Source organism: Campylobacter sp. RM15925 (assembly GCF_012978775.1).
In the GTDB taxonomy this organism is placed as follows: Bacteria; Campylobacterota; Campylobacteria; order Campylobacterales; family Campylobacteraceae; genus Campylobacter_A; species Campylobacter_A canis.
In genome coordinates, this window is the sequence record NZ_LIWP01000015.1 from 1 (window position 1) to 26,704 (window position 26,704).

At 38.7% G+C, this 26,704-nt stretch carries 22 protein-coding genes and 4 tRNA genes; 10 read left to right on the forward strand and 16 right to left on the reverse strand.

Translation table 11 applies throughout. The annotated features are described in order from the left end of the window. Positions 1-45 precede the first annotated feature (45 nt). The 8 genes from CDOM15925_RS08490 to CDOM15925_RS08525 all read right to left on the reverse strand — a co-directional run bounded on the left by CDOM15925_RS08490 (position 46) and on the right by CDOM15925_RS08525 (position 5,199). Positions 46-122: transfer RNA gene (locus CDOM15925_RS08490), tRNA-Arg, on the reverse strand. A 5-nt stretch (positions 123-127) separates the two neighbouring features. Next, positions 128-204 (reverse strand) — tRNA-His (locus CDOM15925_RS08495). Between the two features lie 8 nt (positions 205-212). Next, positions 213-290, reverse strand: a tRNA-Pro gene (locus CDOM15925_RS08500). Positions 291-456: 166 nt separating this feature from the next. After that, complete coding sequence (locus tag CDOM15925_RS08505) at positions 457-1,125, reverse strand: DNA alkylation repair protein (protein ID WP_169942986.1); 669 nt, start codon at positions 1,123-1,125, stop codon at positions 457-459. Further along, a complete protein-coding gene (locus tag CDOM15925_RS08510) occupies positions 1,115-2,455 on the reverse strand; it encodes an MATE family efflux transporter (protein ID WP_169942987.1) in 1,341 nt (446 codons plus the stop codon). The genes CDOM15925_RS08505 and CDOM15925_RS08510 overlap by 11 nt, the downstream gene beginning before the upstream one ends. A 420-nt stretch (positions 2,456-2,875) precedes the next feature. Next, positions 2,876-3,616, reverse strand: coding sequence for a TerC family protein (locus CDOM15925_RS08515; protein WP_169942988.1), 741 nt, complete (start codon positions 3,614-3,616; stop codon positions 2,876-2,878). A 79-nt stretch (positions 3,617-3,695) separates the two neighbouring features. Further along, entirely contained in the window at positions 3,696-4,730 is a 1,035-nt protein-coding gene (locus tag CDOM15925_RS08520) for a threonine aldolase family protein (protein WP_169942989.1), read from the reverse strand. Positions 4,731-5,124: 394 nt separating this feature from the next. Continuing rightward, positions 5,125-5,199: transfer RNA gene (locus CDOM15925_RS08525), tRNA-Glu, on the reverse strand. 66 nt (positions 5,200-5,265) lie between these two features. On the opposite strand from CDOM15925_RS08525, the gene CDOM15925_RS08530 reads away from it, so the two are divergent. From CDOM15925_RS08530 to CDOM15925_RS08550, 5 genes are read left to right on the forward strand one after another with little or no spacing between them, the layout of a single operon-like run. Next, complete coding sequence (locus CDOM15925_RS08530) at positions 5,266-5,745, forward strand: hypothetical protein (protein ID WP_169942990.1); 480 nt, start codon at positions 5,266-5,268, stop codon at positions 5,743-5,745. After that, complete coding sequence (gene nfo, locus CDOM15925_RS08535; protein ID WP_169942991.1) at positions 5,742-6,578, forward strand: deoxyribonuclease IV; 837 nt, start codon at positions 5,742-5,744, stop codon at positions 6,576-6,578. The genes CDOM15925_RS08530 and nfo overlap by 4 nt, the downstream gene beginning before the upstream one ends. Positions 6,579-6,588: 10 nt before the next feature. Beyond that, positions 6,589-7,818, forward strand: coding sequence for an OmpP1/FadL family transporter (locus tag CDOM15925_RS08540; protein WP_169942992.1), 1,230 nt, complete (start codon positions 6,589-6,591; stop codon positions 7,816-7,818). Positions 7,819-7,826: 8 nt separating this feature from the next. Then, positions 7,827-9,389, forward strand: a complete 1,563-nt coding sequence (locus tag CDOM15925_RS08545) for a fatty acid--CoA ligase (RefSeq protein ID WP_169942993.1) — start codon at positions 7,827-7,829, stop codon at positions 9,387-9,389. Next, complete coding sequence (locus tag CDOM15925_RS08550) at positions 9,373-11,100, forward strand: ATP-binding protein (protein ID WP_169942994.1); 1,728 nt, start codon at positions 9,373-9,375, stop codon at positions 11,098-11,100. The genes CDOM15925_RS08545 and CDOM15925_RS08550 overlap by 17 nt, the downstream gene beginning before the upstream one ends. A gap of 65 nt (positions 11,101-11,165) precedes the next feature. Here CDOM15925_RS08550 and CDOM15925_RS08555 read toward each other — a convergent pair whose 3' ends face one another. The 8 genes from CDOM15925_RS08555 to CDOM15925_RS08590 form a co-directional block, all read right to left on the reverse strand. Then, the gene (locus CDOM15925_RS08555; RefSeq protein ID WP_169942995.1) at positions 11,166-12,521 is read right to left on the reverse strand and encodes a coproporphyrinogen III oxidase family protein; all 1,356 of its coding nucleotides are present in this window, start codon (positions 12,519-12,521) and stop codon (positions 11,166-11,168) included. Positions 12,522-12,906: 385 nt separating this feature from the next. Next, a complete protein-coding gene (locus CDOM15925_RS08560; protein ID WP_169942996.1) occupies positions 12,907-13,404 on the reverse strand; it encodes a YajQ family cyclic di-GMP-binding protein in 498 nt (165 codons plus the stop codon). Next, entirely contained in the window at positions 13,405-14,337 is a 933-nt protein-coding gene (locus CDOM15925_RS08565) for a D-2-hydroxyacid dehydrogenase (protein WP_169942997.1), read from the reverse strand. It lies immediately after the preceding gene. A gap of 2 nt (positions 14,338-14,339) precedes the next feature. Beyond that, positions 14,340-15,521 (reverse strand): glutathionylspermidine synthase family protein, encoded by a 1,182-nt coding sequence (locus CDOM15925_RS08570; protein WP_169942998.1) that lies wholly within the window; start codon positions 15,519-15,521, stop codon positions 14,340-14,342. Continuing rightward, positions 15,521-16,123, reverse strand: coding sequence for a UPF0323 family lipoprotein (locus CDOM15925_RS08575; RefSeq protein ID WP_169942999.1), 603 nt, complete (start codon positions 16,121-16,123; stop codon positions 15,521-15,523). Before CDOM15925_RS08575 ends, CDOM15925_RS08570 begins: the two co-directional genes overlap by 1 nt. Continuing rightward, on the reverse strand, positions 16,120-16,857 hold the full coding sequence (locus CDOM15925_RS08580; RefSeq protein ID WP_169943000.1) for a DNA-binding protein: 738 nt from the start codon (positions 16,855-16,857) through the stop codon (positions 16,120-16,122). The genes CDOM15925_RS08575 and CDOM15925_RS08580 overlap by 4 nt, the downstream gene beginning before the upstream one ends. A gap of 95 nt (positions 16,858-16,952) precedes the next feature. After that, on the reverse strand, positions 16,953-17,165 hold the full coding sequence (gene rpsU / locus CDOM15925_RS08585; RefSeq protein ID WP_169943001.1) for a 30S ribosomal protein S21: 213 nt from the start codon (positions 17,163-17,165) through the stop codon (positions 16,953-16,955). A 112-nt stretch (positions 17,166-17,277) separates the two neighbouring features. Continuing rightward, on the reverse strand, positions 17,278-18,777 hold the full coding sequence (locus tag CDOM15925_RS08590; RefSeq protein WP_169943002.1) for an FAD-dependent oxidoreductase: 1,500 nt from the start codon (positions 18,775-18,777) through the stop codon (positions 17,278-17,280). A gap of 149 nt (positions 18,778-18,926) precedes the next feature. On the opposite strand from CDOM15925_RS08590, the gene ccoG reads away from it, so the two are divergent. The 5 genes from ccoG to CDOM15925_RS08615 all read left to right on the forward strand — a co-directional run bounded on the left by ccoG (position 18,927) and on the right by CDOM15925_RS08615 (position 26,697). Beyond that, a complete protein-coding gene (ccoG, locus tag CDOM15925_RS08595) occupies positions 18,927-20,270 on the forward strand; it encodes a cytochrome c oxidase accessory protein CcoG (RefSeq protein WP_169943003.1) in 1,344 nt (447 codons plus the stop codon). A gap of 71 nt (positions 20,271-20,341) precedes the next feature. Beyond that, positions 20,342-20,974 carry a TetR/AcrR family transcriptional regulator gene (locus CDOM15925_RS08600; RefSeq protein ID WP_169943004.1) on the forward strand — a complete coding sequence of 211 codons (633 nt, stop codon included), beginning with the start codon at positions 20,342-20,344 and terminating at the stop codon, positions 20,972-20,974. A gap of 103 nt (positions 20,975-21,077) precedes the next feature. Further along, positions 21,078-22,196, forward strand: a complete 1,119-nt coding sequence (locus CDOM15925_RS08605) for an efflux RND transporter periplasmic adaptor subunit (RefSeq protein WP_169943005.1) — start codon at positions 21,078-21,080, stop codon at positions 22,194-22,196. Then, the gene (locus CDOM15925_RS08610; RefSeq protein WP_169943006.1) at positions 22,197-25,334 is read left to right on the forward strand and encodes an efflux RND transporter permease subunit; all 3,138 of its coding nucleotides are present in this window, start codon (positions 22,197-22,199) and stop codon (positions 25,332-25,334) included. It abuts the gene before it with no gap. Continuing rightward, positions 25,327-26,697, forward strand: coding sequence for an efflux transporter outer membrane subunit (locus tag CDOM15925_RS08615; RefSeq protein ID WP_169943007.1), 1,371 nt, complete (start codon positions 25,327-25,329; stop codon positions 26,695-26,697). Before CDOM15925_RS08610 ends, CDOM15925_RS08615 begins: the two co-directional genes overlap by 8 nt. Positions 26,698-26,704 lie beyond the last annotated feature (7 nt).

Below are 26,704 nucleotides of genomic sequence, written 5' to 3' on the forward strand. Positions count from 1 at the left end.
GGCCGTTGCTCTATCCAGCTGAGCTATGAGCGCATAACAACAAAGTGGCGCGCCCGATAGGAGTCGAACCCATAACCTACAGATCCGAAGTCTGTCGCTCTATCCAATTGAGCTACGAGCGCCAAAGTGGGGTGAGTGATGGGAATTGAACCCACGACCCTCAGGACCACAATCTGATGCTCTAACCGACTGAGCTACACTCACCACATAGATGGTCGGGGTGAAAGGATTCGAACCTTCGGCCCCTTGGTCCCAAACCAAGTGCGCTAACCAGCCTGCGCTACACCCCGAAGTATGTGTGCCCTACTTCATTGAAAAAGCGCATTTTAACCAAAATTCAGCTCAATGTCAATAAATTTTAGATTAAAATTTATTTTTTAGCTAGATATCTTCATTTAAAACTTAAAAACAACCAAATTTAACTAAATTAGCAAAATTTATCTAAAAATTTACATATCAAATTCTAAGTTTTACGAGCTCATCTTTGACGCTCTTTTGCACCCGAAAACTATCTCTTATCTTTGAAATAGTTTTGTTTTGCACAAATTTATCAAGCCTTTTACTCTCAAGCAAATTTAAAACAGGCTCTTTAAATTTGATAAAAATTTCAGCCAAAGCCCATGCCATAGCCATTTTGACATAGTATCTCTCGTCTTTTTCATTTATGCAAATTTCAAAAAATTTATTAAGCTCAAATGCCGCCAAATTTCTCATATAATAAACATAGAAAAAGCGCTTTTCATACTCCAAATTTGAGCTAAGACACTGCGAAAGAAGCAAATTTACAAATCTACTATCCTTAAATTTTATCGCGTCAAACTGATCGCAGATCGCCCAATTTGGCATAGTTTTTACAAATTCGCTTGCAAGAGCAAATTTACTCTCGTCATCTTTTAGATTGATGATTAAAAACGCTTTTATCGCAAATTCCTCATGAAAAACAGGCTTAAAAAGACGAATTTCTTCTACGTCTAACTTGAGCGAAAAATCTTTGGCTATCTTTTTAAGCATAGGCGTTCTCACGCCCAAAATTTCAGGCTGAGATATTAATTTTTGTGAAAAAATCCTAATTTTTTCTTCCTTATGAGTTTGTAAAATTTCAAATAAACTATCCTTAAACTCCACTGCTATCCTTTTTGAGTAATTTTTTAAGCTTAAAATACATATAAACCAAAAAACATCCCGCCGTAAAATAGACGTTAAAAAACATGCCGACCCAAATATCTACAAGCACCCCTTGTAGTACATAAACCACAAATGAAAATATGCAAATTTGAAGCACGATCAGTCGCATAGCGTTTAATACAAACGCCATTGTAGGTTTTTTTATCGCTTGCAGGGCGCTGCCTGAGATATTTATGACTCCGTATCCGAAAAATGCGAAAGAATTTATAAGAAGGTAGCTTTGTCCCGCACTTAAAACCTCGGCATTTGTATCAAAAAGCGAGATGATATAAGTGCCGCAAAACACGCAAAAAGCACAGGCGAACAAACAAAAATAAAGTAAAATTTTAAGTGCGCATTTATAGCACTCTATCACACGCTCATACTCTTTGGCGCCGAAATTTCGAGATATGATGCTAAGAACGGCGGCAGCTATGCCGATGGTAGGTAGGGCGACAATCTGCTCGATCCTAAGCGCGATACCGTATCCTGCAACCGCGTTTGTGCCGTAATGGCTTATAAATTTTAGCAGTATCAGTCCGCCAAGCGACATGGAAAGATAGTTTAAGCATGCAGGCACGGCTTGCCTTAAAATCTTAGAGTAAATTCGCCAATCAGGCAAAAACATAGCCGGATTTTGAAAATCAATCATACCCGTTTCACGAACTTTTTTAGACAGATAAAGAGTGCCTAAAAACTGCACGCTTGCCGTCGCAAAAGCTATCCCACCCACTCCAAGATCAAAAATATATACATAGACATAGCAAAAAAGAGCGTTGATAAAAAGCCCTACAAACAGCCAATTTCTAAGCGTTTTTGTATCCCCAAGCGCTACTAAAACGCCGTTTAATCCCTTAATCGCTAAGAAAAACGGCGAAGCTAGAAAAATCACTCTTATATACTCAAGCGCTTCGCTTAAAAACTCATCGTTTGCACCCAACAAAATAAGCAATCTAGGCGTGATAAGATAGCCTAAAATTCCCATTGAAATAGCAAAAAGAAGCACGAAAGCAACGCCCTTTTGAGCGTAAATTTTAGCTAAAAATTCTCTTCTTTGCCCAAGCGAATTCCCAATCAGCGCAGTAAGAGCCGAACCAAATCCAAGCCCGATACCGACGACGCTAAGATAAAGCAAAAAGCTCATCGACATACCCGCAACCGCAGTCGTTGAGATCGTAGAAGCAAAGTAAGTTCCCGTAACGTTATAAAGAGTGTTAAACATCATAGCAAGCCCAGCAGGCGTAGCTATGGTGATGATAAGCGGACGAATCGGGTCTTTTACGAGGTTCAAATTTTGCCTTTTTGCTTAGTTGCGGATAAATTTTAGCAAATTTATTCATCCCATAGGGTTAAATTTCTAAATTTATATAGGTCTTTTGATTAAAAACGAATTTAATCGAAGCCTGTATGACTTTATAAATTCCACAAATAATGCGTTATAAATATTTCATTTTTAGCTATTTGCAATTTATCGGCAAGCAAGCTACTCTGCAAAAAATCATTGCGAAAAACTAGCGAATTTACGATTATAAAGATCGAGTTTTGCTCATAAGGCAAATATAGTATATAGTAGAAAAATTTCGCTTTGAGCCGTGCGGATGTAGGTTTCTAAGCGCTATACAGCTATTAAGATAAAGGCGGATTTGTATTTTATAGATTTCAAATTTGTCGCCCGCATAAAAGCGAGCGAGCAAAATTTGATTTTTAAATTTTAGGCTTTACTTTCGTCTTCAAGTCGTTTTGCTTTTTTGCGAGCATAGATATTTAAAAGCTCGACCGCAAGCGAAAATCCCATCGCAAAGTAGATATAAGCCTTAGGCACGTGCAAGCCAAGTCCTTCGCCCACAAGAGCAAATCCGATTAGGATAAGGAAAGCAAGAGCGAGAATTTTGATCGTAGGGTTATTGTCCACGAAATTTGATATCGATTTTGAAGCAAACATCATCACACCAACCGCGATGATAACAGCTAAAATCATAATCTCAATATGGTCTGCCATACCGACTGCCGTTATAACGCTATCAAGCGAAAAGACTATATCAAGGATAGCGATTTCAGTGATGATAACTAAGAAATTTGCCTTTTTCGCCGTCTCTTTGTGCGATTCGCCATGCTCGCCGGTTACGTTTGAGTGTATCTCAAGAGTTGATTTGGCAATAAGGAAAAGTCCTCCTAAAATAAGCACCAAATCACGCCCCGTAATAGTAAAATCAAATACGCTAAAAAGCGGTTTTGTAAGCTTCATGATCCAAAATAGCGAAAGCAACAACAATATACGAGTAATCATCGCAAAACTTAACCCCATCAGTCTAGCCTTATCGCGCTGATGAGGAGGGAGCTTGCCGACTAAAATCGCTATAAATATGATGTTATCGATACCCAAAACTATCTCAAGTCCGGTAAGCGTAACTAGCGATAGCCAAGCTTCAGGAGAGCTGATCCATTCAAACATTCCGATATATCCTTTGTAGAAATTTAAATTTGATTATATGTAAAATTTGGTTTAAACTTTATGAAATTTTATTATTAAATCAAAGCGCCTTAATATCTCGCACAAGAGCTTCCACATCCTCTTTTGCGCTGGACCAGCTTGTGCATACTCTAATGAAATTTCTGCCATCTTTTGTCTTATAAAAATTTGCAAATAGATATTTTTTACTCAGCTTTTCAAGCTGCTCATCGGTTAGGATAAAAAACTGCTGATTCGTATAAGAATTCGCCTGAGCCTTTATGCCTTTTGCCTCAAAAGCTTCTCTTATCTTAAGTGCGTAAGAGACTGCATTTTTGCAAATTTCAAAGTATAAATTATCACCAAAAAGTACGTCAAACTGAAGCCCAAGCATCCTGCCTTTGGCTAAAAGTGCGCCCCGCTGCTTCATAATATGCCTAAAATCTCTTTTAAGAGCGTCATTTGTGATGACAACGGCTTCGCCAAACATCGCTCCGCACTTCGTGCCTCCTATATAAAAAATATCGCTAAGTGTTGCGACATCGCTTAAATTTAGATCGCAATGCTTGCTCGTAAGTGCGTATCCAAGACGCGCGCCGTCTATAAAAAGAGGTAAATTTCTTTGTTTGCAAACCTTACTTAGCTCGCTAAGCTCCGCCTTAGAATAAAGCGTGCCGCTTTCTGTGGGAATAGAGATATAAACCATCCCCGGAGCTACGGTGTGACATCTTACTGGATCGTTTTCGTAAAGCTCGCAATACTCCTCAACCTGAGCGGCACTTATCTTGCCGTCTATTGAAGGCAGGATCAAAACCTTATGTCCGCCGGCTTCTATCGCGCCTGTTTCATGTACGGCTATGTGTCCGCTATCAGGAGAGAGCACGCCTTGATGAGGTCGCAATATCGAAGCTATAACGACTGAATTAGTCTGTGTGCCGCCTACTAAAAAATGCACATCCGCATTAGGCGTACCGCAAGCCGTTCTTATCTTGTCCGCTGCGCTTTTGCAGTATCTATCATCGCCGTATCCCAGAGTTTGATCATCGTTGGTTAAAGCAAATTTTTCAAGTATTTTTGGATGAACTCCGCTTGCATAATCGCACTGAAAATGTATCATATTTCCTCTTTGTTATTTTATTCAAGCCCGAATTATACAACAAAATTATTTTTAAGGCTTCGAATTTAATTAATCAAATTAAATTTTTTGACATTGCTACAAGCTTACCGAACTATCTTGACAGCAACACGAAAGACTTAATTATAAACGAAGCAGAATTTAATTAAAAATACTTTTTAAATACAAGCACAAGAGTTGCGGGAGGAAGAAATTATTACTCAGATCCAAGAAATTTCACACTAACTATCAACTATACTTATTAAATTTAAATTTTTATGTCTATCTTAATAGGCCTAAAAATAAAAACCGCTTTAAAACTTACATAAAATAATTGTCTATTAAGAAGTGTAATGCTACAATTTGTAATTTTATTTTTGAGATTTTATAAGAAATTTGGTGACCCATACGAGACTCGAACTCGTGTTACCGCCGTGAAAGGGCGATGTCCTAACCGCTAGACGAATGGGCCACTGAATTGCGGAAATGTGATTTTATCTCAACAATATTTAAAAATAGCTTAATAAAAAGTGAGTAAATGTATAAAATATTAAAAAATTTGTTTTTTGTGGCGATAGTTTTTTTGATTTCGGGTTGCGCTTCGCTTAAAACTCCTAAAATTTCAAACAGCTTTCAAATCACTATACTTTCGCCGGCTATTAAAATAAACGACGTAGGGTTTTTGCATAAGAGTAAAAATTCCATAAATTTGCAAATTTATAGCTCGGGCATAAATACGCTAAATATCAAAATTAACGATAAAATTTGCACAAATCAAGTGTGTTACGAAAAGCTGGAATTTAATAAAAAATTCTTAGGAAATGAACACTACGAGGAGCTTTTTAGCGAAATTTTGCAAAGAAAGCCGATATACAACCAAGCGAATTTAGAAACAAATTCGTGCGGATTCAAACAAGATATAAGCAAATATTCATTAAAATACGAAGTTTGCCATGAAAAAACAAGTTTTCAGGACACAAAAAATCGTATAAAAATAATAATTAAAGAGCTTAAATGAAATATATCGGAGCGCACGTAAGCGCAAGCGGAGGCGTAGAAAATGCGCCTTTAAATGCGATGAAAATCGGCGCAAACGCATTTGCATTGTTTGTTAAAAATCAACGCCAGTGGAGTGCAAAGCCTCTAAGCAAGGAAAATATTAGCCAATTTAAAGAAAATTTGCGCCTTGCAAACATAAGCCCCAAGCACGTCTTGCCGCATAATAGCTACTTAATAAATTTAGGCCATTTTGACGATGAAAAACGCCAAATTTCAATAGACGCTTTTTTAGACGAAGTCGCGCGCATAGAACAACTCGGGCTTGAGCTTATAAATTTTCATCCGGGCTCACACTTAAAAGAAATTTCAACCGAAGCTTGCTTGGACAACATCGCAAATTCTATAAATTTCATCCTTGAAAATAGCCAGAACGTAAAACTTGTCATCGAAAACACGGCAGGTCAAGGAAGCAACCTCGGCTTTAAATTCGAACACCTCGCATACCTCATCAACAAATGCAACGACAAATCCCGCATAGGCGTTTGTCTTGATACATGCCATACGTTTGCCGCGGGTTATGACATAAAAGAAAACTACGATAAAACCATGAAAGAATTTGACGATGTAGTAGGTTTTAAATATCTTTGCGCGATGCACTTAAACGACACCAAATTCGGTCTTGGATCAAAAAAAGATAGGCACGAGAGTCTAGGCAAAGGGTGTTTGGGCTCTAAGACTTTTGAAAACATAATAAAAGATAAAAGAACTGATGAAATTCCCCTGATACTTGAGACTATTGACGATAGTATTTGGGCGGATGAAATTAAATTTTTAAGAAATTTTACAAATTAGGAGGTAATTTATGAAAAAATATCTGATCGGCTCTTTGGTAGCCTGCACTTTTTTAAGCGGTGCGGGATTTAAAATTTCAGAACAAAGCAATGACGGAACGGCTCTTTTAAACTCGAACGTCGCCACAAGCTTTGGTCCTGACGCATCTTATTACAACCCTGCAAACATGATGTTTTTGGATGATTCTAGGCACTATTTTGAAAACTCGTTTTCGTATTTGCACCTTAACAAAATAAAATTTACCGATAAAAGCGGTCAAAAATACGAATCAAAAGCGGCAAGAGCTTTTGTTCCGACATTTCACTTCGTATCGCCTGAATACTACGCAAACTGGAGATTTGGTCTTTCTTTATTTGCTCCTGCAGGAATTGCCATGAGATGGGATCATCCTGCCGCCAAAGCAACCGCACAAAAATTTCAGCTAAAAGTTTTTGAAGTAAATCCAACCGCAGCTTATAGGATAACTGACGATCTTGCCATAGGTTTTGGTCTAAGAGCGCTTTATTCGCAAGGTAGCGCTTCAAGCGAAGCGATGATACCTAGGGCTGGAGCAACAAGTCGCACACTAAAAGGCGACGGTATAAATTTCGGCTACAACGTAGCGCTTACCTATAAACCTACCGAAAATTTCAGCCTAGCTGCGACTTACCGCTCAAAAGTAATGATGAAACTAAAAGGAGATGCCAAGATAGACGTGCCGGTAGGTGCTGATTACGATAACAAAGCAAGAGTAGAGGTTCCTATGCCTGCTGCTCTTGTTTTAGCTACTTCATACAAATTTAAAGACACGACATTTATGTTTGCTTATGAGAGAACCTACTGGTCGGCGTGGAAAGAGCTGGACTTTAACTACGATAACGCAACTGCGGCTCAAAACGCAAATCCATTCTTTCAAGCATATGACAAAGCCCACCCAAGAGATTGGAAAGATACCAACTCATACCGATTAGGTGTAGCTCATGATGCTACAAACAAACTAAGAGTAATGGCAGGCTTTATGTATGACGAGGCGGCTTCTCGTGCCGATAAAACAGGATTTGAGCTACCTGATACTAAATCATATGTCTATTCCGCAGGTTTTAACTACAAATTTAGCGACGACTTGGAATTCGGGCTTGCTTATATGTACCAAGACAGAAAGGCTAGAGAGGTTACTAGGACTATAGATTTTTATCCGAACGGGAAATTTGAAAAAGCAAACGCCCAAATCGTAAATCTAGGTGTGAAATATAAATTTTAAGGCACAAAATGAGTTACATTTATCAAAATTTCTACGAGATGTTTAACGCCTCTTACCATAAAGGCAAAAAGAGCATAGCCATATACGGCGAAGGATACAAAAGAAGCTACGGCGAGCTAAAATTCGAGATAGACGCCGTAGCGGCATATCTGCAAAGCTCAGGCGTAGGTTTTGGCGACAAAGTGGCAATGATAGTTTCAAATTCGGAAGAATTCATCACATCTTACTTTGCTATTTCGGCTATCGGAGCGGTAGCCGTGCCTATCAACACCTTCTTAAAATACGAGGAATTTGAATACATACTAAACGACTGTTCGGCTAAAATTCTCTTTGCCGCGGCAAATTTGGCCAAAGAGATCAAGGGGCTTGAAAACAAAACAAACATCAAAAAGATAATCTGGATAGGCGATTTTGAAAATTTAAACGAAACAAACATCAGCTTCAATCAAGCTAGAATGTGCAAGATAGAGTTAAATTTGACCAAGCAACCGACTCTTGACGATCTGGCTCACATCATCTATACCTCAGGCACGACCGGCAAGCCAAAGGGTGCGATGCTAAGCTACCGTAACGTATTTTCAAACATCATGGGAGCGATGGAGCTTTTTTATATCGGTAAAAAAGATAGATTTATGGTCTTTTTACCGATGTTTCATAGCTTTACGCTTACGGTCATGATACTGCTTCCGATATTTTCGGCAAGCTCGATGATACTCGTTAAGTCGGTCTTTCCTTTTTCAAACGTGCTTAAGCAAACTCTGCTTAAAAGAGCTACGATATTTCTTGGCGTCCCTGCCATTTACACGGCTATCGGCAAGGCGAAAATTCCATGGTATTTTAAGTGGTTTAACTGCGTAAGGCTCTTTATCAGCGGCGCGGCTCCACTTGCAGAGCAAACGATAATTGATTTTAAAAAGAAATTTCCGCGTGCAAAACTTCTTGAAGGCTACGGTCTTAGCGAGTGTTCGCCAGCAGTCGCGATAAATCCAAGCAACAAACAAAAGATAGCAAGTGTAGGGCTTCCACTACCCGGATACGAGATAAAAATCGTAAATGACGAGATGATGGAAGTGCCTGTAGGCGAAGTGGGCGAGATCATCGTAAAAGGTGATTGTGTCATGCAAGGCTACTTAAATATGACTGACGCAACGGACGAGACGATAATGAACGGCTGGCTAAGGACGGGCGATCTTGGTAAAGTCGATGAAGACGGATATCTCTTTATCGTGGATCGCAAAAAGGATTTAATCATTTCAAAAGGCATTAACGTATATCCAAGAGAGATAGAAGAAGTTCTGTTTAAGATCGAAACCATCGAGGCTGCGGCAGTAGTAGGCATACGCGATGCGCACGCGGACGAAGAGGTCGTGGCGTTTATACAGTTTAAAGACGATATGAGCACGGATGAAAAAACCATAAGAGCTCATCTTAAAAAGCATTTGGCTAATTTTAAAATTCCAAAACATATACATTTCGTAAAAGAACTGCCTAAAAACGCTACGGGCAAGGTTTTAAAACGAGTTTTAAAAGATCAAATCGCAAAGGGCGAACTAAGTGAAATATCTTCTTGAATTTATCGGCTCAAACGCCAAAGACTCAAATTTAAGCGCGCTCATAAACTGCAATGAAAACGAGGCCAAAATTCTTCAATTTCTAAGCAAAGCCTACATAGACGGTAGCGCTCAAAACAGCGTTTATGACGTGCTTAAAGCTATATTTGGCGATGAGAGCGGATATAAATTCCTAAATCATTTAGAAGACATCAGATCACTTATTGATAACGGCTGGATAAATCAAAGCTTTAGTATATTTAAAACTGCCGAAACCAAACCCAATCAATCAAATTTACTAACGCTTTTGCACGTAGAAATTTCACTCTCTGCGGCATTTTTAAAGATTTTAGAAAACGGTGATGTCAGTATTAAAATGCCCCAAATAACCGCATACGATGATCACTTAGAATACTTAAAAGATCAATTTTTACGTATCGAGCTTTATGCAAGACTTGCTCTTTTTGATCCAAATAGTACAAATGAGGCTAAAAACAGGCTTCAAAAAGAGATTCAAACTCTTGGTGAAACGATAAAAAAGCGCCTAAATTTAAGCAAAATCGCCCTTGTCGTAGAGCAAATTTTTAAAGAAAATTCGCTTGATGAAAATGAGCAAATTATCTTTTTAACTCTTTTAAAAGAAGAATATGCCGGCGAATTTGACGGAATGCGAGATCTAAACGCTCTTGTGGGAATTCTAGGCGGAGATGAGTTTCAAAGAGCGAAAAACAGATCGCTGCTTGATGAGGGCTCAAAGCTGATTGAGAGCGGGTTGGTTGATTATGACGAGGTTTTAAGCGCGCTTGGAAACATAACGCGAAGCTTTTTTATAAATGATGATATTTTGCAGCGCATAATGCATCCTAAAAACGAGAAAAAAAGCAAAAAACTTGAGCTTGCCAGCATAGTCAAAGAACAAGATATTTTTGAGCTAATCGAACCTAGCTCAAGCATCGAAGATGTAGTTTTAAACGATAAAACAAAAGAGCTAATGGATGCGATTTTAAAGCAAGTTGATAAAAAAGTCTTAACGCGTCTTTCAAGCTGGGGGATCAAATCTCGCCGCGCCATAGACGTCAAGATCATCTTTTACGGAGCTGCGGGAACAGGCAAAACGATGAGTGCAATAGGGCTTGCAAAGAGTCTTAAAAAGATGGTTTTAAGCTTTGACTGCTCTAAAATTTTAAGCAAATACGTGGGTGAAAGCGAACAAAACGTTCGTAAAATTTTTGATACGTATAAGGAAATTTGCGCTAAGAGCAAGAGCGAGCCAGTGCTGCTTCTAAACGAGGCTGATCAGTTCTTAAGCACAAGGACTGAGAGTTCAAGCGGGGCTGATAAGATGCACAATCAAATGCAAAATATATTTTTAGAGCAGATTGAGAAATTTGAAGGCGTCTTAATCGCTACGACGAATTTCTTGCAGAGCCTTGATAGCGCGTTTTCAAGAAGATTTGACTATAAAATAGAGTTTAAAAAGCCGGATTTTGCGGCACGCCTTGCAATTTGGCGTAAAGTTATGCCTGAAAATGCGAGCTTTGAAGATGGATTTGACATAAAAGAACTTGCGAAATTTGATCTAAGCGGCGCGCAAATCATGCTCGTGCTTAAAAACACGGCTCTTAAAGTTGCCATTAGAGATGATGGAATTTTTACTCTTAAAGACTTTGAAAACGAGATTAAACGCGAAATTTCAAGCGCCTTTGACGAAGAGAAAAAAGTAGGGTTTTAAACTAATATTTTCAAATACAAAAAAGATAAAATCAAGCAAAATTCGCTTGATTTTATGTAGTTTTATCAAACCGCAGCCTTTGGCGATATGACCGAGTTATCGAAATTTGGCTCGGTGTTTTCTTCCATTATACGTAGTTTTTTGCTTCGCTTAATCTTTGCATCATCCTTAAATATCGCTCTAACCTTATCCATACCCGCATAAAAATCGCGCATCAAAACAAGGCAGATATACTTACCAAAAAACGTAGGTTTAATCACTCCGTTTTCTTCATAGATAGCATTTACAAGTTTAAGCAAATTTAGCTCGACAAAGAGCTCTTTATGGATGTTTGCACGATTAAATTCGTTGTATTTGGCTATATCGACTCCACCGTCAAAAAGCTCAGTTAAGAAGATGTATTTAAGTCGATCTTTTTTAGTAAAGCTGCATTTTGCGATGACCGGGCTTTCGTGGTTTTTAACCATTCTGCCGTAATCAAGCAGGTTAAATGCGTTTATGAGAAGTTCTCCGTTTAAGAAGCTAAACGCACCGCTTCCAACGCCAAGATATTCATGGTGGCTTCCTACATATTCATCGCGTAAATTTGCATTATCGCGACCAAATGCCCAGGCGTTGCTTTGGTGATAATCGCTGAAATTTTCACAAATTATCTCATAAAACTCGCGCTCGTTATCGCTATCATCCACGCCAAGAGATCTGGCTATCGCATCGCGAGTAAGAGGCGACTTCATCAGCGGATAGAACGTTATCTGCTCCGGAGCGATTGATTTTGCGATTTTTATATCCGTTAAAAGTTGCTCTTTGGTTTGATTTGGCAGGTTAAAAATAAGATCAAGGCTTATCGTAGGCAGCACTCCCATAGCCTTTTTTAGCTTTTCTTGAAGCTGCTCGCTTGAACCGAATCGATCATATCTGGCTACTTTTTTTAAGATGTCATCGCTAAAGCTTTGCACGCCTACGCTTAGACGGTCGATCAATCCTTGAAACCTATTTAAATTTTCAGGCTCTATGTGATTTGGATCGCTCTCACAGGATATGTCTTTGATATCAAAGAGTTCTTTTGCAAGCACAAGCGTCTTTTCAAGCTCAGGTTCATTTATAAGTGTGGTTCCGCCACCGACATACATCGACGTGAAGTTAAATCCCGCCTCTTTAACCTGTCTCATCTCTTCGCGTAAATTTGCAAAATAATGCACCGCAAGCTCTTTTTCGTAGTGATATTTATGAAATGAGCAATAAGGGCAAAAAGTGTGACAAAACGGCACGTGCGCATATATCATATATTCGGTATCAGGCTTTGGAATTTTGTTAAATTTGTTATCCAAAATGTTTATATTCAGTCCGTTATAAAGTGACTTTTGCATAGAATTATGAGCATAATTAACTGCAAATTTCTCTATAATATTCTTAAAACCCATAATTAATTATCCTAACTAAAATATTTTTTAAACTTTAAATAGTAGCTAAAATTTTATTAAATTCTTCTTTTTGTTTATGACGTTGATCTATAAAACAACCGCTAAGTGCTAATTTTACATATCTAAAATCAAAATTTTATATATCTTGCATCAATGGCTTATTTTCTAAAATCTATAAATTTCAAGCTTTATAATTTAATTTAGAGCTAAAACAAAAGTCAAATTTGCTCTAAAAGCTTTTACAATTAAAGATAAATTTGACCTTATAAAATTTACTTCGATACAGCCACTTACGATATCTTGCTTTGCTATAAATTCATTTTTTTATAGATATCTCAGGCTTAAAATCGCTTTTATATTTAACTCTTGCGTTTTAAGCGAAAAATTATTTTAAATTTTTAAAACTAATTGGAAGATCTAAGTTTAAGCCCTTAACTATCCTTATACACTCTTGAAGATCGTCAATTGACTTGCCGGTTACTCTTACCTCTTCACCTCTTATTGCGGCGCTTACTTTTAATTTGGCGTCTTTTATTGCTTTTGTAATCTTTTTTGCGTTATCGCTATCAAGTGTATCGTTTAATTTAAGCGTAGCTTTTATATTGCCTCCGCTTGCGCTTTCTCGTTTGGTTTCGCTAACCGCCACAGGCGGTATATTGCGCTTGATAAGCTTTGAGATGACGATATCTTTTAATGCATCGATTTTATTATCGCTTGAGCTAAGAAGAGTGATAAATTTGTCCTTTTCGTTTAGCTCTATTTCAGCGGCGATACCTTTAAAGTCATACCTTGCGGCAACTTCCTTTTTGGCGGTTTCAAGTGCGTTTTTCACCTCCATCAGATCAACTTGCGCACTTATATCAAAGCTATGTTCGCTAGCCATTTAACTCTCCTTTATAAAATCTTCTATATTTTTTACTATCAAATTTATGAGCTTCTCTCTCGCTTCTTTGCTAGCCCATGCAACATGCGGAGTGATTATCAAATTTTCTTTGTTTTTGATATTTAAAAGTGGATGGTTTTGTCTCATCGGCTCACTTTCAAGCACGTCTATGCAGGCTTTTAAATTTCGCTCGTCTATAGCCTTAGCAAGTGCGGCTTCATCAACTATACCACCGCGTCCGAAATTCATAAGCACTACGCCTTCTTTCATCAAATTTAGCTCTTTAGTAGAGATTAAATTTGCAGTTTTTTCATTAAGAGGGGCGTGTATACTTACGATATCACAGCTCTTTAAGAGCTCATCTAAATTTTGCCTTTTAAACTCGCCATTATCGTTTGCTCCGCTTGTTGAGTAGTAGCTCACGTTTGCGCCAAAAGCCATAGCTATCCTAGCCACGCTTCGTCCTATCTCACCAAGTCCTATGATGCCGAAATTCTTGCCGCTTATCTCGCCGATAGATCTATCTAAATTAGTAAAAATTTCGCTCTTTACCCACTCTCCGCTTTGCACATAATTATCATAAAATTTAATGCGATTTACTAACGCTAACAAACAAGCAAAAGTATGCTGCGCAACACTGTTAGTCGAGTAGCCTGCGACATTTTTAACGGCTATATTTTTAGCTTTTGCATATTCTAGATCGACATTATTCATACCTGTTGCGCTTATGCAAACCAGCTTTAAATTTGTCGCATCCATAACATCTCGGTCGATTATAACCTTGTTAGTTATCACGACATCAGCGCCTTTTAAACGCTCTATGGTTTGACCCTTACTCGTCTTATCATAGCTTACAAACTCGCCGAATTTGCCAAAAACATCAAGGCTAACATCACTTCCTAAAGTTGAAGCATCAAGGCAGACTATTTTCATGTTTACCCCTTTATGTAGTGTCCCACGAATTTAGAAGCGTTGTTTAAAATTTCTCCGCCTTTTCTATATCCAAGCGCGCAAGCCTCATAAGCAAAAAATACTCCCGCCTGATAACTATCACCTCTTTCGTCTTTGTTAAATTCGTAAAATTCTTGATACACGGCTCTGTTTTTATCGTATTCGCCATCACTGCTAACACTAACGCTTCCGTCAGATTCTATAATGCTAACGTTTGCTCCTTCACGCCCAAATATAGGCTTTTTAACGCATTTTTTACTTACTAACGGTTTGTCTGAAGCCTCAAGCAAAAGCGGATGATTTGGGTAAAGCTCCCAAAGAATTTTTAAAATTCCCTTGCTTTGAAACATCAGCGTATAAGCAGGATTTAAGATAATGGCTCTTTGATTTGCCATTATATTTTTAAGAATTAATGCAAGCTCACCCTCCTGCACGGCGATATCTTCCCATGGAATTAGCTTAAACCAGTACTCGTAATTTTCACCACCCTTAAATATACCCTCTTCATCGTTAAATTCAACCTCATCGACATAGGCAAAATTCGTATGAAATCCGGCCTCTTTAGCGATATATTCAAGTAGTTTTACGCTCTGCTCATCCTCGACACTACCGGCAATAGAGCTAAATAGAATTTTCCAGCCCTCATAAAGCTTGTTAAATTCGCTTGTGTCCTCACTAAGCGTTACAAGACGCTTGAAATTTTCTTTCAAGGCTTCATAAAGATCGTTAAACTGCGAGCTTTCGTCCATGCCGTTAAATTTCAAAATCGCCCATTGGATGATCGCCGTTTCAAATATCGCAGTCGGCGTATCGGCGTTAAATTCAATTAGTTTTATAGGCTTTCCGTTAAGTCCGCCCGCCAAGTCAAATCGCCCGTAAAGATGCCAGTGCACATCGTTTTCCCAGCTTTCTTTTACAAGATCGACAAGATTAAAAGGTATGCCAACCTCGTGATAGAGGTTATTATCTATTATATGCTGGCCTGCGGTTACAAACATATCGTATAGCTCGTTTGCCGCCTCATAGTAGGCTTCAGCCTCCTGCTCGCTAACTTCCATAAGCTCATCTGTGATATAGGAGCTATCGTCACTATCGGTATGCCAAGCAAAGCCTATGCTTTCTAAAAATGCCTTATCTAAAGGCTTAACTTTTTTTAAATTTATCATCATCCACCTACCGATTGATTAGTCTTGCTTCCGCTACCGAAAAATCCACTCTTGCCACCCGCAGGCTTGCTCGCAGAGCTTGTAGCCTTGGCTTTATTAAAGCTATCAACGCTTCTTGAGTAAGTTGAAGGATTTTTATAAGCGCTCTGGCGATGGTTTTGAAAACCTTGGTTATTAAACAGTTTGCTACCTATCCAGCTTCCTAAAATAGCGCCCGCAGCCGAAGCCAGTAATGTCTCGCCAAGACTAAGCCCGCCGCTACTAAGCTGAGCATCAGGCTTTGTCAAATTTGAAGTGCCGTTATCGATCTTAGCGTTTTCTTCGGCGATTAGCTTATCCATCTCCTCTTTTGTTAGCACTCTTTCAGTGCCGTCAAGCTGCTTTAGCACGACTCTGGTTTCGCTGCTCGGATACTCTTCAAGCACCTTATAAGACCCTTTCGCCGTCTCTTCGATGACAACAAACGCTCCTTGCGCTTGAGTATCCTCGCGCACCACGCTTTGATCTTCTCCTCCTCCGCTACATCCCGCAAGTCCCGCCATAACTATCGCGCCAAATCCGCCAACAGCTGCATAAGTCGCTATTTTTTTGATTCTTTTCATATTTCACCTACTATCTGTTTTATTGATTTTTCGTTTCTTACCCATATCACGCCGTCTTTAAATTTGATAAATTTCGACTTGCCGATATTTTTAATGATCAATTTTTGTATCTTTTTTTTCTTTTTGTTTTTTGAATTTAATCCATTTAAAAACTCGCTCAAGCTAAGCCACTTTTTGCTCTTATTTTCGTCTTTTTCTTCGCTTTTAAATTCGCTATAAGCTTGAGTTTCATGAATCTCTTCGCCTTCGTCAAATTCCACATCGATCGGGCGGATATACTCGCCGTTTTGTCTTGCTAAAAGCGGACGCTCAAGCATTTGTAAAAAATATCTAAATTTCTCGTCGTGCTCTTTATAAATTTCAGATATTTCATCTTTATTAGCGATTAAAATTTCCTCTTTTTGAACATGCAAACGATCCTTATCCTCTTGCAAATTTCTATTTTGCTCTTTTAGTTCCTCAAGCTGCATTAGTAGAAATTTGATAAATTCGCTTTTTTCTTCTGTCGTTTCGCCTAAATTTTCACTAACATTTTTTGTAGATTTTTTAGCGCTCGGCTTAGTTGTTTTAGATTTTGTTTGTGGCTCGTTAGCGGACTTATCATCTTCGATTAAAACGTATTTAACGCCATCTTCGTCAATTGATTTTAAGCTTTTTCGTCTTATCCTGTTATAAATCGCCTCTTTTGTTATACCTAAAACTTCGGCGGCTTCGCTAACGGATAACTTACGCATAAATTTCCTTTTCTTTAAAAATACAGATATTATGGCAAATTTAGGCTAATAAAGAAGTTAAACTAACTAACACTAGGTTAGTTAGTTTAATTTGGTTAGAGTTTTGACTCGTAGCGTCTAAGCATATAAAGACGTTTAAGCATTTTTTTACGAGCTGAAATTTTTTGCTTTTTGCGAATTTCAGTCATAGGCTCGAAAAATCTTCTTGCGCGAACTTCCGTTACGATAAGATTTCTATCGACTTGCTTTTTAAATTTCCTATACGCTTCGTCAAAAGACTCATTAGGATGTACCTTGATTCCTGGCACGACCCTCACCACCTTTCGATTAAAATAGAGTGCGATTATACTTAAATTTTCTTAAATTTCAAAATTTGAGCCAAATTCTACTATCGTTTAATTTAGCTCGCATATCACCGTTTTACTTTACTATATGCTCGGCCGCTATCATAGCCGAAGTTATACAATCAGGCACAGAGCAGCTTGTAAGCCTGCTATAGCCGTGAACTCCGCCCGTAGCTTCGCCAACCGCATATAGATTTTTAATAGGACTATCATCATAAACGCTAAGAACTTCAAAATTTAAATTCGTTCTAACACCGCCTTGAGTGTAGCTTATACCCGGCGCCCCCAAGATAGCGTAAAACGGCGCTTTTGCTATCGGCGCAACGCTCTTTTTGCTTAGATCTTTCTTAAAGTCGGTATCTGCTTTTTCGCTTATTAGCTTATTATATTTTTCTATTTCGCTATTTAAAGTTTGCAAATTTAGCTTGAATTCCTGCGCAAGAGCCTCAAGCGTGTCAAATTTCTTAAGCTTTCCGCTGGTTATAAATCCTTCAAGACGCTTTGGGTCGTGACTTGAATTAAAGCCGACACTATCAAAAATAATCACAGGAAAAAGTGTCGAATCGTTATTTTGCATATTTTCCAAGATATTGTTTGACAGAGTTTGTCTATCGCCGTCCTCGTTCATAAAGCGTTTTGTGTTTTTGCCATCTACTATGATAGAAAATATCAAATCCTCTGTAGGAATTCCAAACGAATATCTCGCGAGGCTAAGTTGTACTGGCGTAGCTCCGGCTTTTAGCATTATCTTAAGAGCTCCCGCCGTTGCGCCTGCATTTGAAGGAGTATTAGCCAAAGAGAGTCTTGGATTTTGGATAAATTTAAACTCCTTATCCGCAGAATATCCTCCGCTGGCAAAGATAACCGCTTTGTTAGCTTTATAGAATTTAACCTCTCCTGAAGTGTTTTGGGCGTCATCGTTTTTGAGTTTTCTGTCAAATTTATAATCCTCTCTTACTTTTAGCCCGATAACTACGCCGTTTTGATCTTTGATTATCTCATCGGCTTTTACTCTTTTTAGAGTTTTTCCGCCTTTGCTTTCAAAGTGCGCATTAAGCGTTTGTATGCACGCTCCGCCGCCATCAATTGTCTCTAGGCTTCTTGCTACGCTGTGTCCGCCAAGATGCTTTAATTTATCTGCGTATTTTACGCCGCGAGCTTTCATAAACTCATACGCCCTTTTTGAATTTTCAGCAATTCTGCGAGTTTGGTCAATGTGGTTAAAGCCTCTACCTGCTTTATTTAGATCCTTGATAAAAAGCTCGACTGAATCCTTAATGCCCGCATTAACCTGCACATCTGATCCTACACAAGCAAAATCAAGCTGAGATATCACGGAATTTCCGCCAGTTCGAGACATCTTTTCAATTAGCACGGTATTAAGTCCCGCTTCGGCGGTTATGATACCCGCGACATTTGCGCTAAGTCCGCTTCCTACGATAAGCACGTCAAATTCACTGTCCCATTTGATCTCGTTTGTCTGATCGTTCGCGCTTAAATTCATAGCACCTACGGCGCTGATAGAAGCTGCCGCAAAGCCTGTTTTTAAAAACTCTCTTCTTGATAACTTTTTCATTCCGCCTCCTGTTTAAATTTTTCAGCTAAATTATAAAAAACAAAGCATAAAAGCTTAATTAATAGATATTTAATAAGTTTAAAATTATAATTTAGCAAAAAATATAATTATTTTGTAACTTACTGTTTTCAAATTTCAAAAGGATTTTTATGAGCGAGCAAAATTTAAAAAACAATCCGAACTACGCTAAAAAGCGTTATATGTTCTACGCAATCTTAACCTGTATCGCGCTTATCTTGCCTTTTGTTAAGATAAACGGCAATCACTTCTTCTTGCTAAGCTTTGACAAAAAGCAACTCCATCTGCTCTTTAACAGCTTTGACACGCAAGAGCTTTATCTGATGCCATTTGTGCTTATCATATTTTTTCTTACTATATTTTTTCTTACAACCCTTGGCGGCAGGGTTTGGTGCGGCTGGAGCTGTCCGCAAACGATATTTCGCGTGATTTATCGTGATTTAATCCAAACTAAAATTTTAAAGCTTCACAAAAATACGAACAATAAACAAAAGCCTATAGAAGGGCAAAATTTCAAAAAATTTGCAGGCATAGTTATATGGTCGGTCTTAGCCTGTTTGGCAGCGGCAAATTTCTTATGGTTTTTTGTGCCGCCTGAGGATTTTATAAACTACGTTAAAAATGCCACGGAGCATAAATTTTTAATGGGAATTTGGTTTTTTATAACGGCGTTTATAGTATTTGACGTAGTTTGGTTGGCGGAGAAATTTTGTATATATGTCTGTCCTTATGCGAGAATTCAATCGGTTATGTTTGATGAAGATACGATACAAGTTATCTATGACGAACAAAGAGGCGGTAAAATTTACGATAAAAACATCAAGCTTTGGAAAAAACCGCCAGAGGCTGAAAACGAATGCACCGGATGTGAGGCATGCGTTAAAATTTGCCCTACTCATATAGATATAAGAAAAGGCATGCAACTTGAGTGCATAAACTGCCTTGAATGCGTGGATGCGTGTAGTAAAGTCATGGGCAAGCTTGGCAAAAAGACGCTTATAGACTGGACGAGCGACAACTCGCTAAAATCCGGCAAAAGGGTTAATTATCTAAGATTTAGAACGGTCGCTTATATGGCTGTTATCGCCGCTACTACCGTTATCTTGGCATTCATGAGCACAAAAAAAGAATACATGCTGCTTAACATAAATCGCACGAGCGAACTATATAAGATAAAAGACAACGGCGAAATCGAAAACGCATATACGTTTTTATTCCAAAATACCGACAATAAAGATCATAGCTATTACTTTGACGTAAATGACACCAATATAAAAATAGCACGCCCTAAAGAGCCTATCGAGCTAAAAAGCGGAGCGAAAAAGAAAGTCGTAGTCGTTTTAACCTCTAAAAATTTAAACTTAAACGATAAAAACGATGCGCCGATACATATCAAGATAAACGCTTACGCAAAAGACGAAAAAGAGAAAATAAGCATCGAAAGAGAGACGATATTTGTCTATCCTAAACAATAATGAATTTAAATCTTAAATTTATAAATTTAATGATATAGTAAAAGCCAAATTTAAACTCGCAAGGAATAGCCATGACAAAAATGTCAAAACGTGGTCACGAAAGATATGAAAAAATAACGCAAGTCGCGCTTGAGCTATTTTTAGAAAAAGGCTATGAAAACACCAGTTTAAACGATATCATCGACAAAAGCGGAGGCTCGCTTGCAAGTATATATAAATTTTTTAAGAACAAAGAGGGGCTTTTTAAGGCGATAGTAGATAAAAGCATAGATGAATTTTGTAACGAAATCGACGAAAAGATAGATCTAAAACTCTCTCATAAGCTTGAGGATTTTTTGCATAAATTCGCAACCGTATTTTTTGATATCATCTGCGAAAGAAAAACGACTTATATAGCCCGCACTATGATAATTGAAGGCTTTAAAAACGACGCCGCGCTGGGCAAGATGTTTTTAGAGCAAATTTTAAATAAGATACATAAAATTTTAGTTGATTTCTTCAACCGAGATGAGATCAAAGCCAAGCTTTCAGGCATAGATGCAAATCTCGCCGCAGGCTTGTTCTGCGCTCTTATAAGAAGCCCTTATCACTATAATGCCGTACTTCTAAATAGCGATATAACATTATCAAAACAGCAACGCGAAGAGCATGTTAAAATTTGCGTTGATATATTCTTAAACGGAGTTTGTAAATCTAAAAATTAAACCAAAGTTAATTGACAAAAAAAATGAATAATAATATAATTTCGCAAAATAATTGTAACTTAAATTACAAAATATTCAAACCAAAATATCACAAGGTCACTATATGAAAAAATTTGCAAATTTTTCTCTGATAATGGGAATTTTAATATCTTTTTCGGGCTGCTTTAAAGACGATAAAGCAAATACCGCAGGTCAAATACCGCAAATGCCGCCTGCCAAAGTAGATATCATAAAAGCCAAAAAAGAAGACATCCCGATAACTTTTGAATATCCCGCCAAAATCGTAAGCGACCAAGACGTAACGCTTCGTCCTAAAGTTTCAGGCACTCTTATTAAGCAGTATTTTAAAGCGGGCGATAGTGTAAAAGCGGGCGATAAGCTCTTTTTAATCGATCCTGAAAAGTATCAGGCAAGCTATGACGCTCTTGAAGCAAGCGTGGGCGTAGCGAACGCAACTCTTAAAAACGCTCAAACCGAATTTAATAGAGTAAAAAAACTATATGAGAAAAAAGCCGTAAGCCAGAAGGAATTTGACTCTGCAAAAAGCGCTCTTGATATCGCAAACGCAACCTTGCTAAGCGTAAAGGCAAATTCCAAAAACGCAAAGATAGATCTTGGATATACGACAGTTGTTGCGCCGTTTGACGGAATTTTGGGCGAAAATTTAGTTGATGTCGGTTCGTTTGTTTCAGCTAGCGCAACGGAGCTTGTAAGGCTAACCAAAATCGATCCGATAAGCGTTAAATTTTATATCGCCGATGTTGATAATCTAAATAGAATCAAAAACGTACAAAGCGGCTCTTGGGCGCAAAACGGCGCTAACGCCACGCTAAAAACGGGAGGCGAAATTTTTAAAGGCAAAGTAAACTTTATAGATAATGTAGTGGATGTAAACGTGGGAAGCGTTTTGGCTAAAGCGGAATTTGAAAACAAAGACGCAAAGCTAATGCCGGGAGCTTTTGCAAGCGTAGTCATGGATGGATTTTATCAAAAAGACGGATTTAAGATTCCTCAAGTCGCCATCCAGCAAGACGCTATGAACACCTTCGTACTTGTGCTAAAAGATCAAAAAGTAACGCAAAAAAACATAGAAATTTCATATCAAAAAGAAGACTATGCGGTAGTTAGCGGCGGACTTGAAGAGGGAGATTTGATCATCATAAACAACTTTAAAAAGATTAGAGTGGGAGCGGATGCGCAAGTTGATAAGGAGAAAAACTAGATGTTTTCTAAATTTTTTATAGACAGACCGATCTTTGCTACGGTCGTATCTATAATCATAGTAATAGCAGGCGCAATGGCGATTAAAGGTCTGCCGGTAGAAGAGTATCCGCAACTTACCCCGCCTCAAATTTCAGTAAGCGCGGTTTATACGGGAGCTGATGCGCAAACCATTGCGGATTCGGTTGCAACTACTATCGAAGATCAGATAAACGGCGTTGAAAATATGCTTTATATACAAAGCACTTCAAGCTCAAGCGGCACTATGGGCATAAACGTATATTTTAAGATAGGCTCTGACTCAAAACAAGCCGCAATCGATGTAAATAACCGCGTTCAAGCGGCTCTTGCAAAGCTTCCTAGCGAAGTTCAGCAAAGAGGCGTAACGGTAAGGGAAAGAAGCTCAAGCATACTTGAAGTTATCACTTTTACATCCGAAGATATGGATATCATTAAGATGCACAACTACGTGCTTGCAAATATCGAAGACGAGATAAAAAGAGTAGACGGCGTAGGCGATACTGCGGTAATCGGCAACAAAGACTATGCTATGAGAATTTGGCTCAAGCCAGATCTGCTTGCGAAATTTAACATCTCAACAAGCGAGGTTATAGCCCAGATAAATCAACAAAACAAACAATACGCAACAGGTAAAATCGGAGAGCAGCCAAATACCACCGATAACCCTTATGTCTTTTCCATTAGGCCGGAGGGGCGATTAAAAAGTGTTCAGGAATTTGAAAATATCATCATAAGAACTTCAAAAGAAGGCACCGTGCTAAAGCTAAAGGATATAGCAGAAGTTGAGCTTGGCGCAAAGAGTTATGTATTTGAAGGTATGCTAAACGGCGAAAAGATGGTTCCTATGCTAATCTTTTTGCAAAACGGCGCAAACGCTCTAGCTACGGCTAACGCGGTCAATAAAAGACTTGAAGAGCTAGCAAAAACTTTTCCTGCAGGCTTTAAGCACACGGTCGCTTACAATCCTACCGAATTTATACAGGTGTCGATAAACGAAGTTATGAAGACCTTTATAGAGGCGATGATACTCGTAATGGTCGTTATATATATGTTTTTAAAGAGTTTTAGAGCCACAATCATACCTATGATCGCCGTTCCCGTATCTATCATAGGCACATTTGCGGGGCTTTATGCGATGGGCTTTACGATAAATTTGATAACTCTTTTTGCTCTCGTGCTTGCTATCGGCATAGTCGTGGATGATGCGATTATCGTCATAGAAAACGTGGAGAGAATTTTACACGAAGAAAAAGATATAAGCGTAAGAGACGCTACCGTTAAGGCTATGGGGGAAATTTTTGCGCCCGTTATATCCATAGTGCTTGTTCTATCGGCTGTTTTTATCCCGGTTGCTTTTATGGAGGGCTTTGTAGGCGTTATACAAAGGCAGTTTGCGCTAACTCTTGTTGTTTCGGTTTGTATCTCAGGGCTTGTGGCGCTTACTCTAACGCCTGCGCTTTGTGTTGTAATGCTTAAAAAGCAAGAGTCAAAGCCATTTTGGTTTGTGCAAAAATTTAATGACTTTTTTGACTGGAGTACAAAAATTTTCAGCGCAGGAGTAGCTAAAGTGCTGCGTCATATAATCCCAAGCTTCATCATCATAGCCATAATGGGATATGCTATATTTACGCTGTTTAATAAAATTCCTTCAAGCCTAGTGCCATCAGAGGATAAAGGCTCGATCATAGCTATCACATCTCTTCCGCCGGCTTCGGTAATGGATAGGACAAAAAAGGAAATGAAGGATATAAGCAGCGCATTTACCAAAAATCCAAACATCGAATTTGTAACAGGGCTTGTAGGATATGATATGTTTGCCGGCGCACTTAAAGAAAATTCAGCCGTAGCCTTCATCAGACTAAAAGACTGGAGCGAAAGAAAGAGTCCGGATAGCTCGGCAGGTGCGCTAGTAGGGCAATTCAATAAGATATTTTGGGGTTCAAAAGAGTCTATGACCTTTGTCGTCAATGTCCCGCCGATAACCGGGCTTAGTATCACGGGCGGATTTGAGATGTATCTACTTAATAAAACGGGTAAGACTTACAACGAGATCGAAAAAGACGCCCTTAAGATAGTCGCCGCGGCAAATGCACGCCCTGAGCTTACCAGTGTGCGAACTACGCTTGAAACAACCTATCCACAGTATAATATAAGCGTAGATAAGCAAAAAGCAAAGCTCCTTGGAGTAAGCGAGCCTGATATATTTAGCACGATAGCTGCTACAGTAGGCTCATACTACGTAAATGACTTTAACATGTTAGGAAAATCCTACGACGTTCAAGTAAGGGCTTTAGATAAATATAGAAATTCTCCTGAGGACTTTAGAAACATATTTGTTAAGTCAAATTCGGGCGAGATGATACCTCTAAATTCGCTCGTTACTCTAAAAAGAAGCGTAGGTCCTGACATAGTCGATAGATTTAACCTCTTTCCTGCGGCTAAAATTTTAGGCGATCCAAAGCCGGGATACACTTCAGGCGATGCGATAAGGGCCATAAGTGAAGTGGTTGCGCAAAATCTCTCAAGCGACGAATACTCCATAAGCTGGTCGGGAAGCGCCTTTCAAGAGGTTAGCTCACAAGGCACGGGTGCGGTAGCATTTGCTTTCGGTATGGTGTTTGTGTTTTTAATCCTAGCCGCACAGTATGAGAGGTGGCTTATACCGCTTGCGGTTATTACCGCGGTTCCTTTTGCCGTATTTGGCGCGCTAGTAGCCACTTGGCTAAGAGGGCTACATAACGATATATATTTTCAAATAGGTCTGCTTTTACTCATCGGACTATCGGCTAAAAACGCGATATTAATTGTGGAATTTGCGATGCAAGAGCGTCAAAACGGAAAGAGCGTCTTTGAAGCTGCGGTAAATGCCGCAAGGCTAAGATTCCGCCCGATAGTAATGACATCTATCGCATTTACGCTTGGAGTTTTTCCTATGGTTATCAGCACGGGAGCGGGTGCGGCTTCTCGTCATGCGCTTGGTACGGGAGTTATAGGCGGCATGATAGCGGCAACCACTATAGCGCTGTTTTTCATACCGATGTTTTACTATCTGCTTGAAAATTTAAACAACAAATTTTGGGATAAAAAGCCAAAAACACAGGAGGTAGCCAATGCGTAATCTAATCACTATCATCGCTGCGATATTTTTTGCGGGCTGCTCATTTAGACCCGACTTGCCCAATGTAGATACGAAATTTGAAGCGACTTATCAATTTACAAGCGATATAAAAGACAGATGGTGGGAGGAATTCGGCGATGAAAATTTAAATGCTCTTATAAACGATGCTCTTAACAACAACATAGATCTTAAAATCGCATTTTTAAATTTGCAAAAAGCGGAGGCAACGCTTGGAGTAAGAGAGGCTGATACTTTACCCAACGTAAATTTAAACGTCAGCACAAACAGAACCAAAAACAGCGGTCAAATACGCGGCGAGCAGACGATTGACTCTATATCTTTAGGGTTAAATTATGAGATTGATTTTTGGGGTAGAGTTAAAAACAGCATAGAAGCGGCTAAATCAAGCCTGCAAATGAGCAAATTTGACTACGATACGGCAAGACTTAGCATAAGCTCTATTGTGGCGCAAAGCTACTTCACGCTGGTTTCTTTAAATATTAAAGAGCAAATTTTAAAAGACACGGTTAAAAACTATGAAAACACTCTTGAATTTAGAAACTCGCAGTTTGAATTAGGCGCTATAGACGAGGTAGTTTATCTGCAAAGTAAAGCCGCCGTGCAAAGTGCTAAAGTAAATCTCATAGAAGTTCAAAATCAAAAAAGTTCGCTAATCACATCTTTAAGCATTTTAAGCGGTAAAACAAACGATGAAATTTTAAAAAGCTCCATAAAAAGCTCGAAAAATCTACCAAAAGAGCCTGAAATAAAAGCCGGAATCAGCTCTGACATACTCTTTCAAAGAAGCGATGTAGCAAGTGCTTATGAGAGCCTAAAGGCGACTAATGCCCTAATCGGTGTAGCAAAGGCTGAGTATTTCCCGACGATTTCGCTAACGGGATTTTTTGGATACTCAAGCGACAATCTAAAAAATATTTTTAAAAACAATGCCAATACATGGAGTTTTGGCGCTACATTAGTTCAAAAGATATTTGACTACGGAAGAACTAAAAACAATGTAAAAATAGCTCAAACGAACGAGCAAATAGCGGCTTTAAACTATGAAAAAACCATCAAAACCGCCTTAAGCGAGGTAAAAGACGCTCTTACAAACAGAGAAAATGCCAAGCGATCTCAAGCCGAGATTAGTGATCTTTTAAGATCTCAGCAAAAAATTTATAATATCGCTCAAAGCAAATTTGACGAAGGCTACAGCAGCCACCTAGAGCTACTTGACGCTCAAAGGAATTTGTTATCGACTAAATTGCAAGATGCAAACGCCAAACTAAATTCCATAAATTCGGCAGTTGGTATTTATAGGGCATTTGGCGGAGGATTTAAGCTACAAGATACGAAGGAATAATTCTTTC

Coding starts and splice junctions, on each gene's coding strand:
- CDOM15925_RS08515 (WP_169942988.1), bottom strand. CDS start 3,616: ATGTTTGAATGGATCAGCTCTCCTGAAGCTTGGCTATCGCTAGTTACG.
- CDOM15925_RS08520 (WP_169942989.1), bottom strand. CDS start 4,730: ATGATACATTTTCAGTGCGATTATGCAAGCGGAGTTCATCCAAAAATA.
- CDOM15925_RS08530 (WP_169942990.1), top strand. CDS start 5,266: ATGTATAAAATATTAAAAAATTTGTTTTTTGTGGCGATAGTTTTTTTG.
- nfo (WP_169942991.1), top strand. CDS start 5,742: ATGAAATATATCGGAGCGCACGTAAGCGCAAGCGGAGGCGTAGAAAAT.
- CDOM15925_RS08540 (WP_169942992.1), top strand. CDS start 6,589: ATGAAAAAATATCTGATCGGCTCTTTGGTAGCCTGCACTTTTTTAAGC.
- CDOM15925_RS08545 (WP_169942993.1), top strand. CDS start 7,827: ATGAGTTACATTTATCAAAATTTCTACGAGATGTTTAACGCCTCTTAC.
- CDOM15925_RS08555 (WP_169942995.1), bottom strand. CDS start 12,521: ATGGGTTTTAAGAATATTATAGAGAAATTTGCAGTTAATTATGCTCAT.
- CDOM15925_RS08560 (WP_169942996.1), bottom strand. CDS start 13,404: ATGGCTAGCGAACATAGCTTTGATATAAGTGCGCAAGTTGATCTGATG.
- CDOM15925_RS08565 (WP_169942997.1), bottom strand. CDS start 14,337: ATGAAAATAGTCTGCCTTGATGCTTCAACTTTAGGAAGTGATGTTAGC.
- CDOM15925_RS08570 (WP_169942998.1), bottom strand. CDS start 15,521: ATGATAAATTTAAAAAAAGTTAAGCCTTTAGATAAGGCATTTTTAGAA.
- CDOM15925_RS08575 (WP_169942999.1), bottom strand. CDS start 16,123: ATGAAAAGAATCAAAAAAATAGCGACTTATGCAGCTGTTGGCGGATTT.
- CDOM15925_RS08580 (WP_169943000.1), bottom strand. CDS start 16,857: ATGCGTAAGTTATCCGTTAGCGAAGCCGCCGAAGTTTTAGGTATAACA.
- CDOM15925_RS08590 (WP_169943002.1), bottom strand. CDS start 18,777: ATGAAAAAGTTATCAAGAAGAGAGTTTTTAAAAACAGGCTTTGCGGCA.
- ccoG (WP_169943003.1), top strand. CDS start 18,927: ATGAGCGAGCAAAATTTAAAAAACAATCCGAACTACGCTAAAAAGCGT.
- CDOM15925_RS08600 (WP_169943004.1), top strand. CDS start 20,342: ATGACAAAAATGTCAAAACGTGGTCACGAAAGATATGAAAAAATAACG.
- CDOM15925_RS08605 (WP_169943005.1), top strand. CDS start 21,078: ATGAAAAAATTTGCAAATTTTTCTCTGATAATGGGAATTTTAATATCT.
- CDOM15925_RS08610 (WP_169943006.1), top strand. CDS start 22,197: ATGTTTTCTAAATTTTTTATAGACAGACCGATCTTTGCTACGGTCGTA.
- CDOM15925_RS08615 (WP_169943007.1), top strand. CDS start 25,327: ATGCGTAATCTAATCACTATCATCGCTGCGATATTTTTTGCGGGCTGC.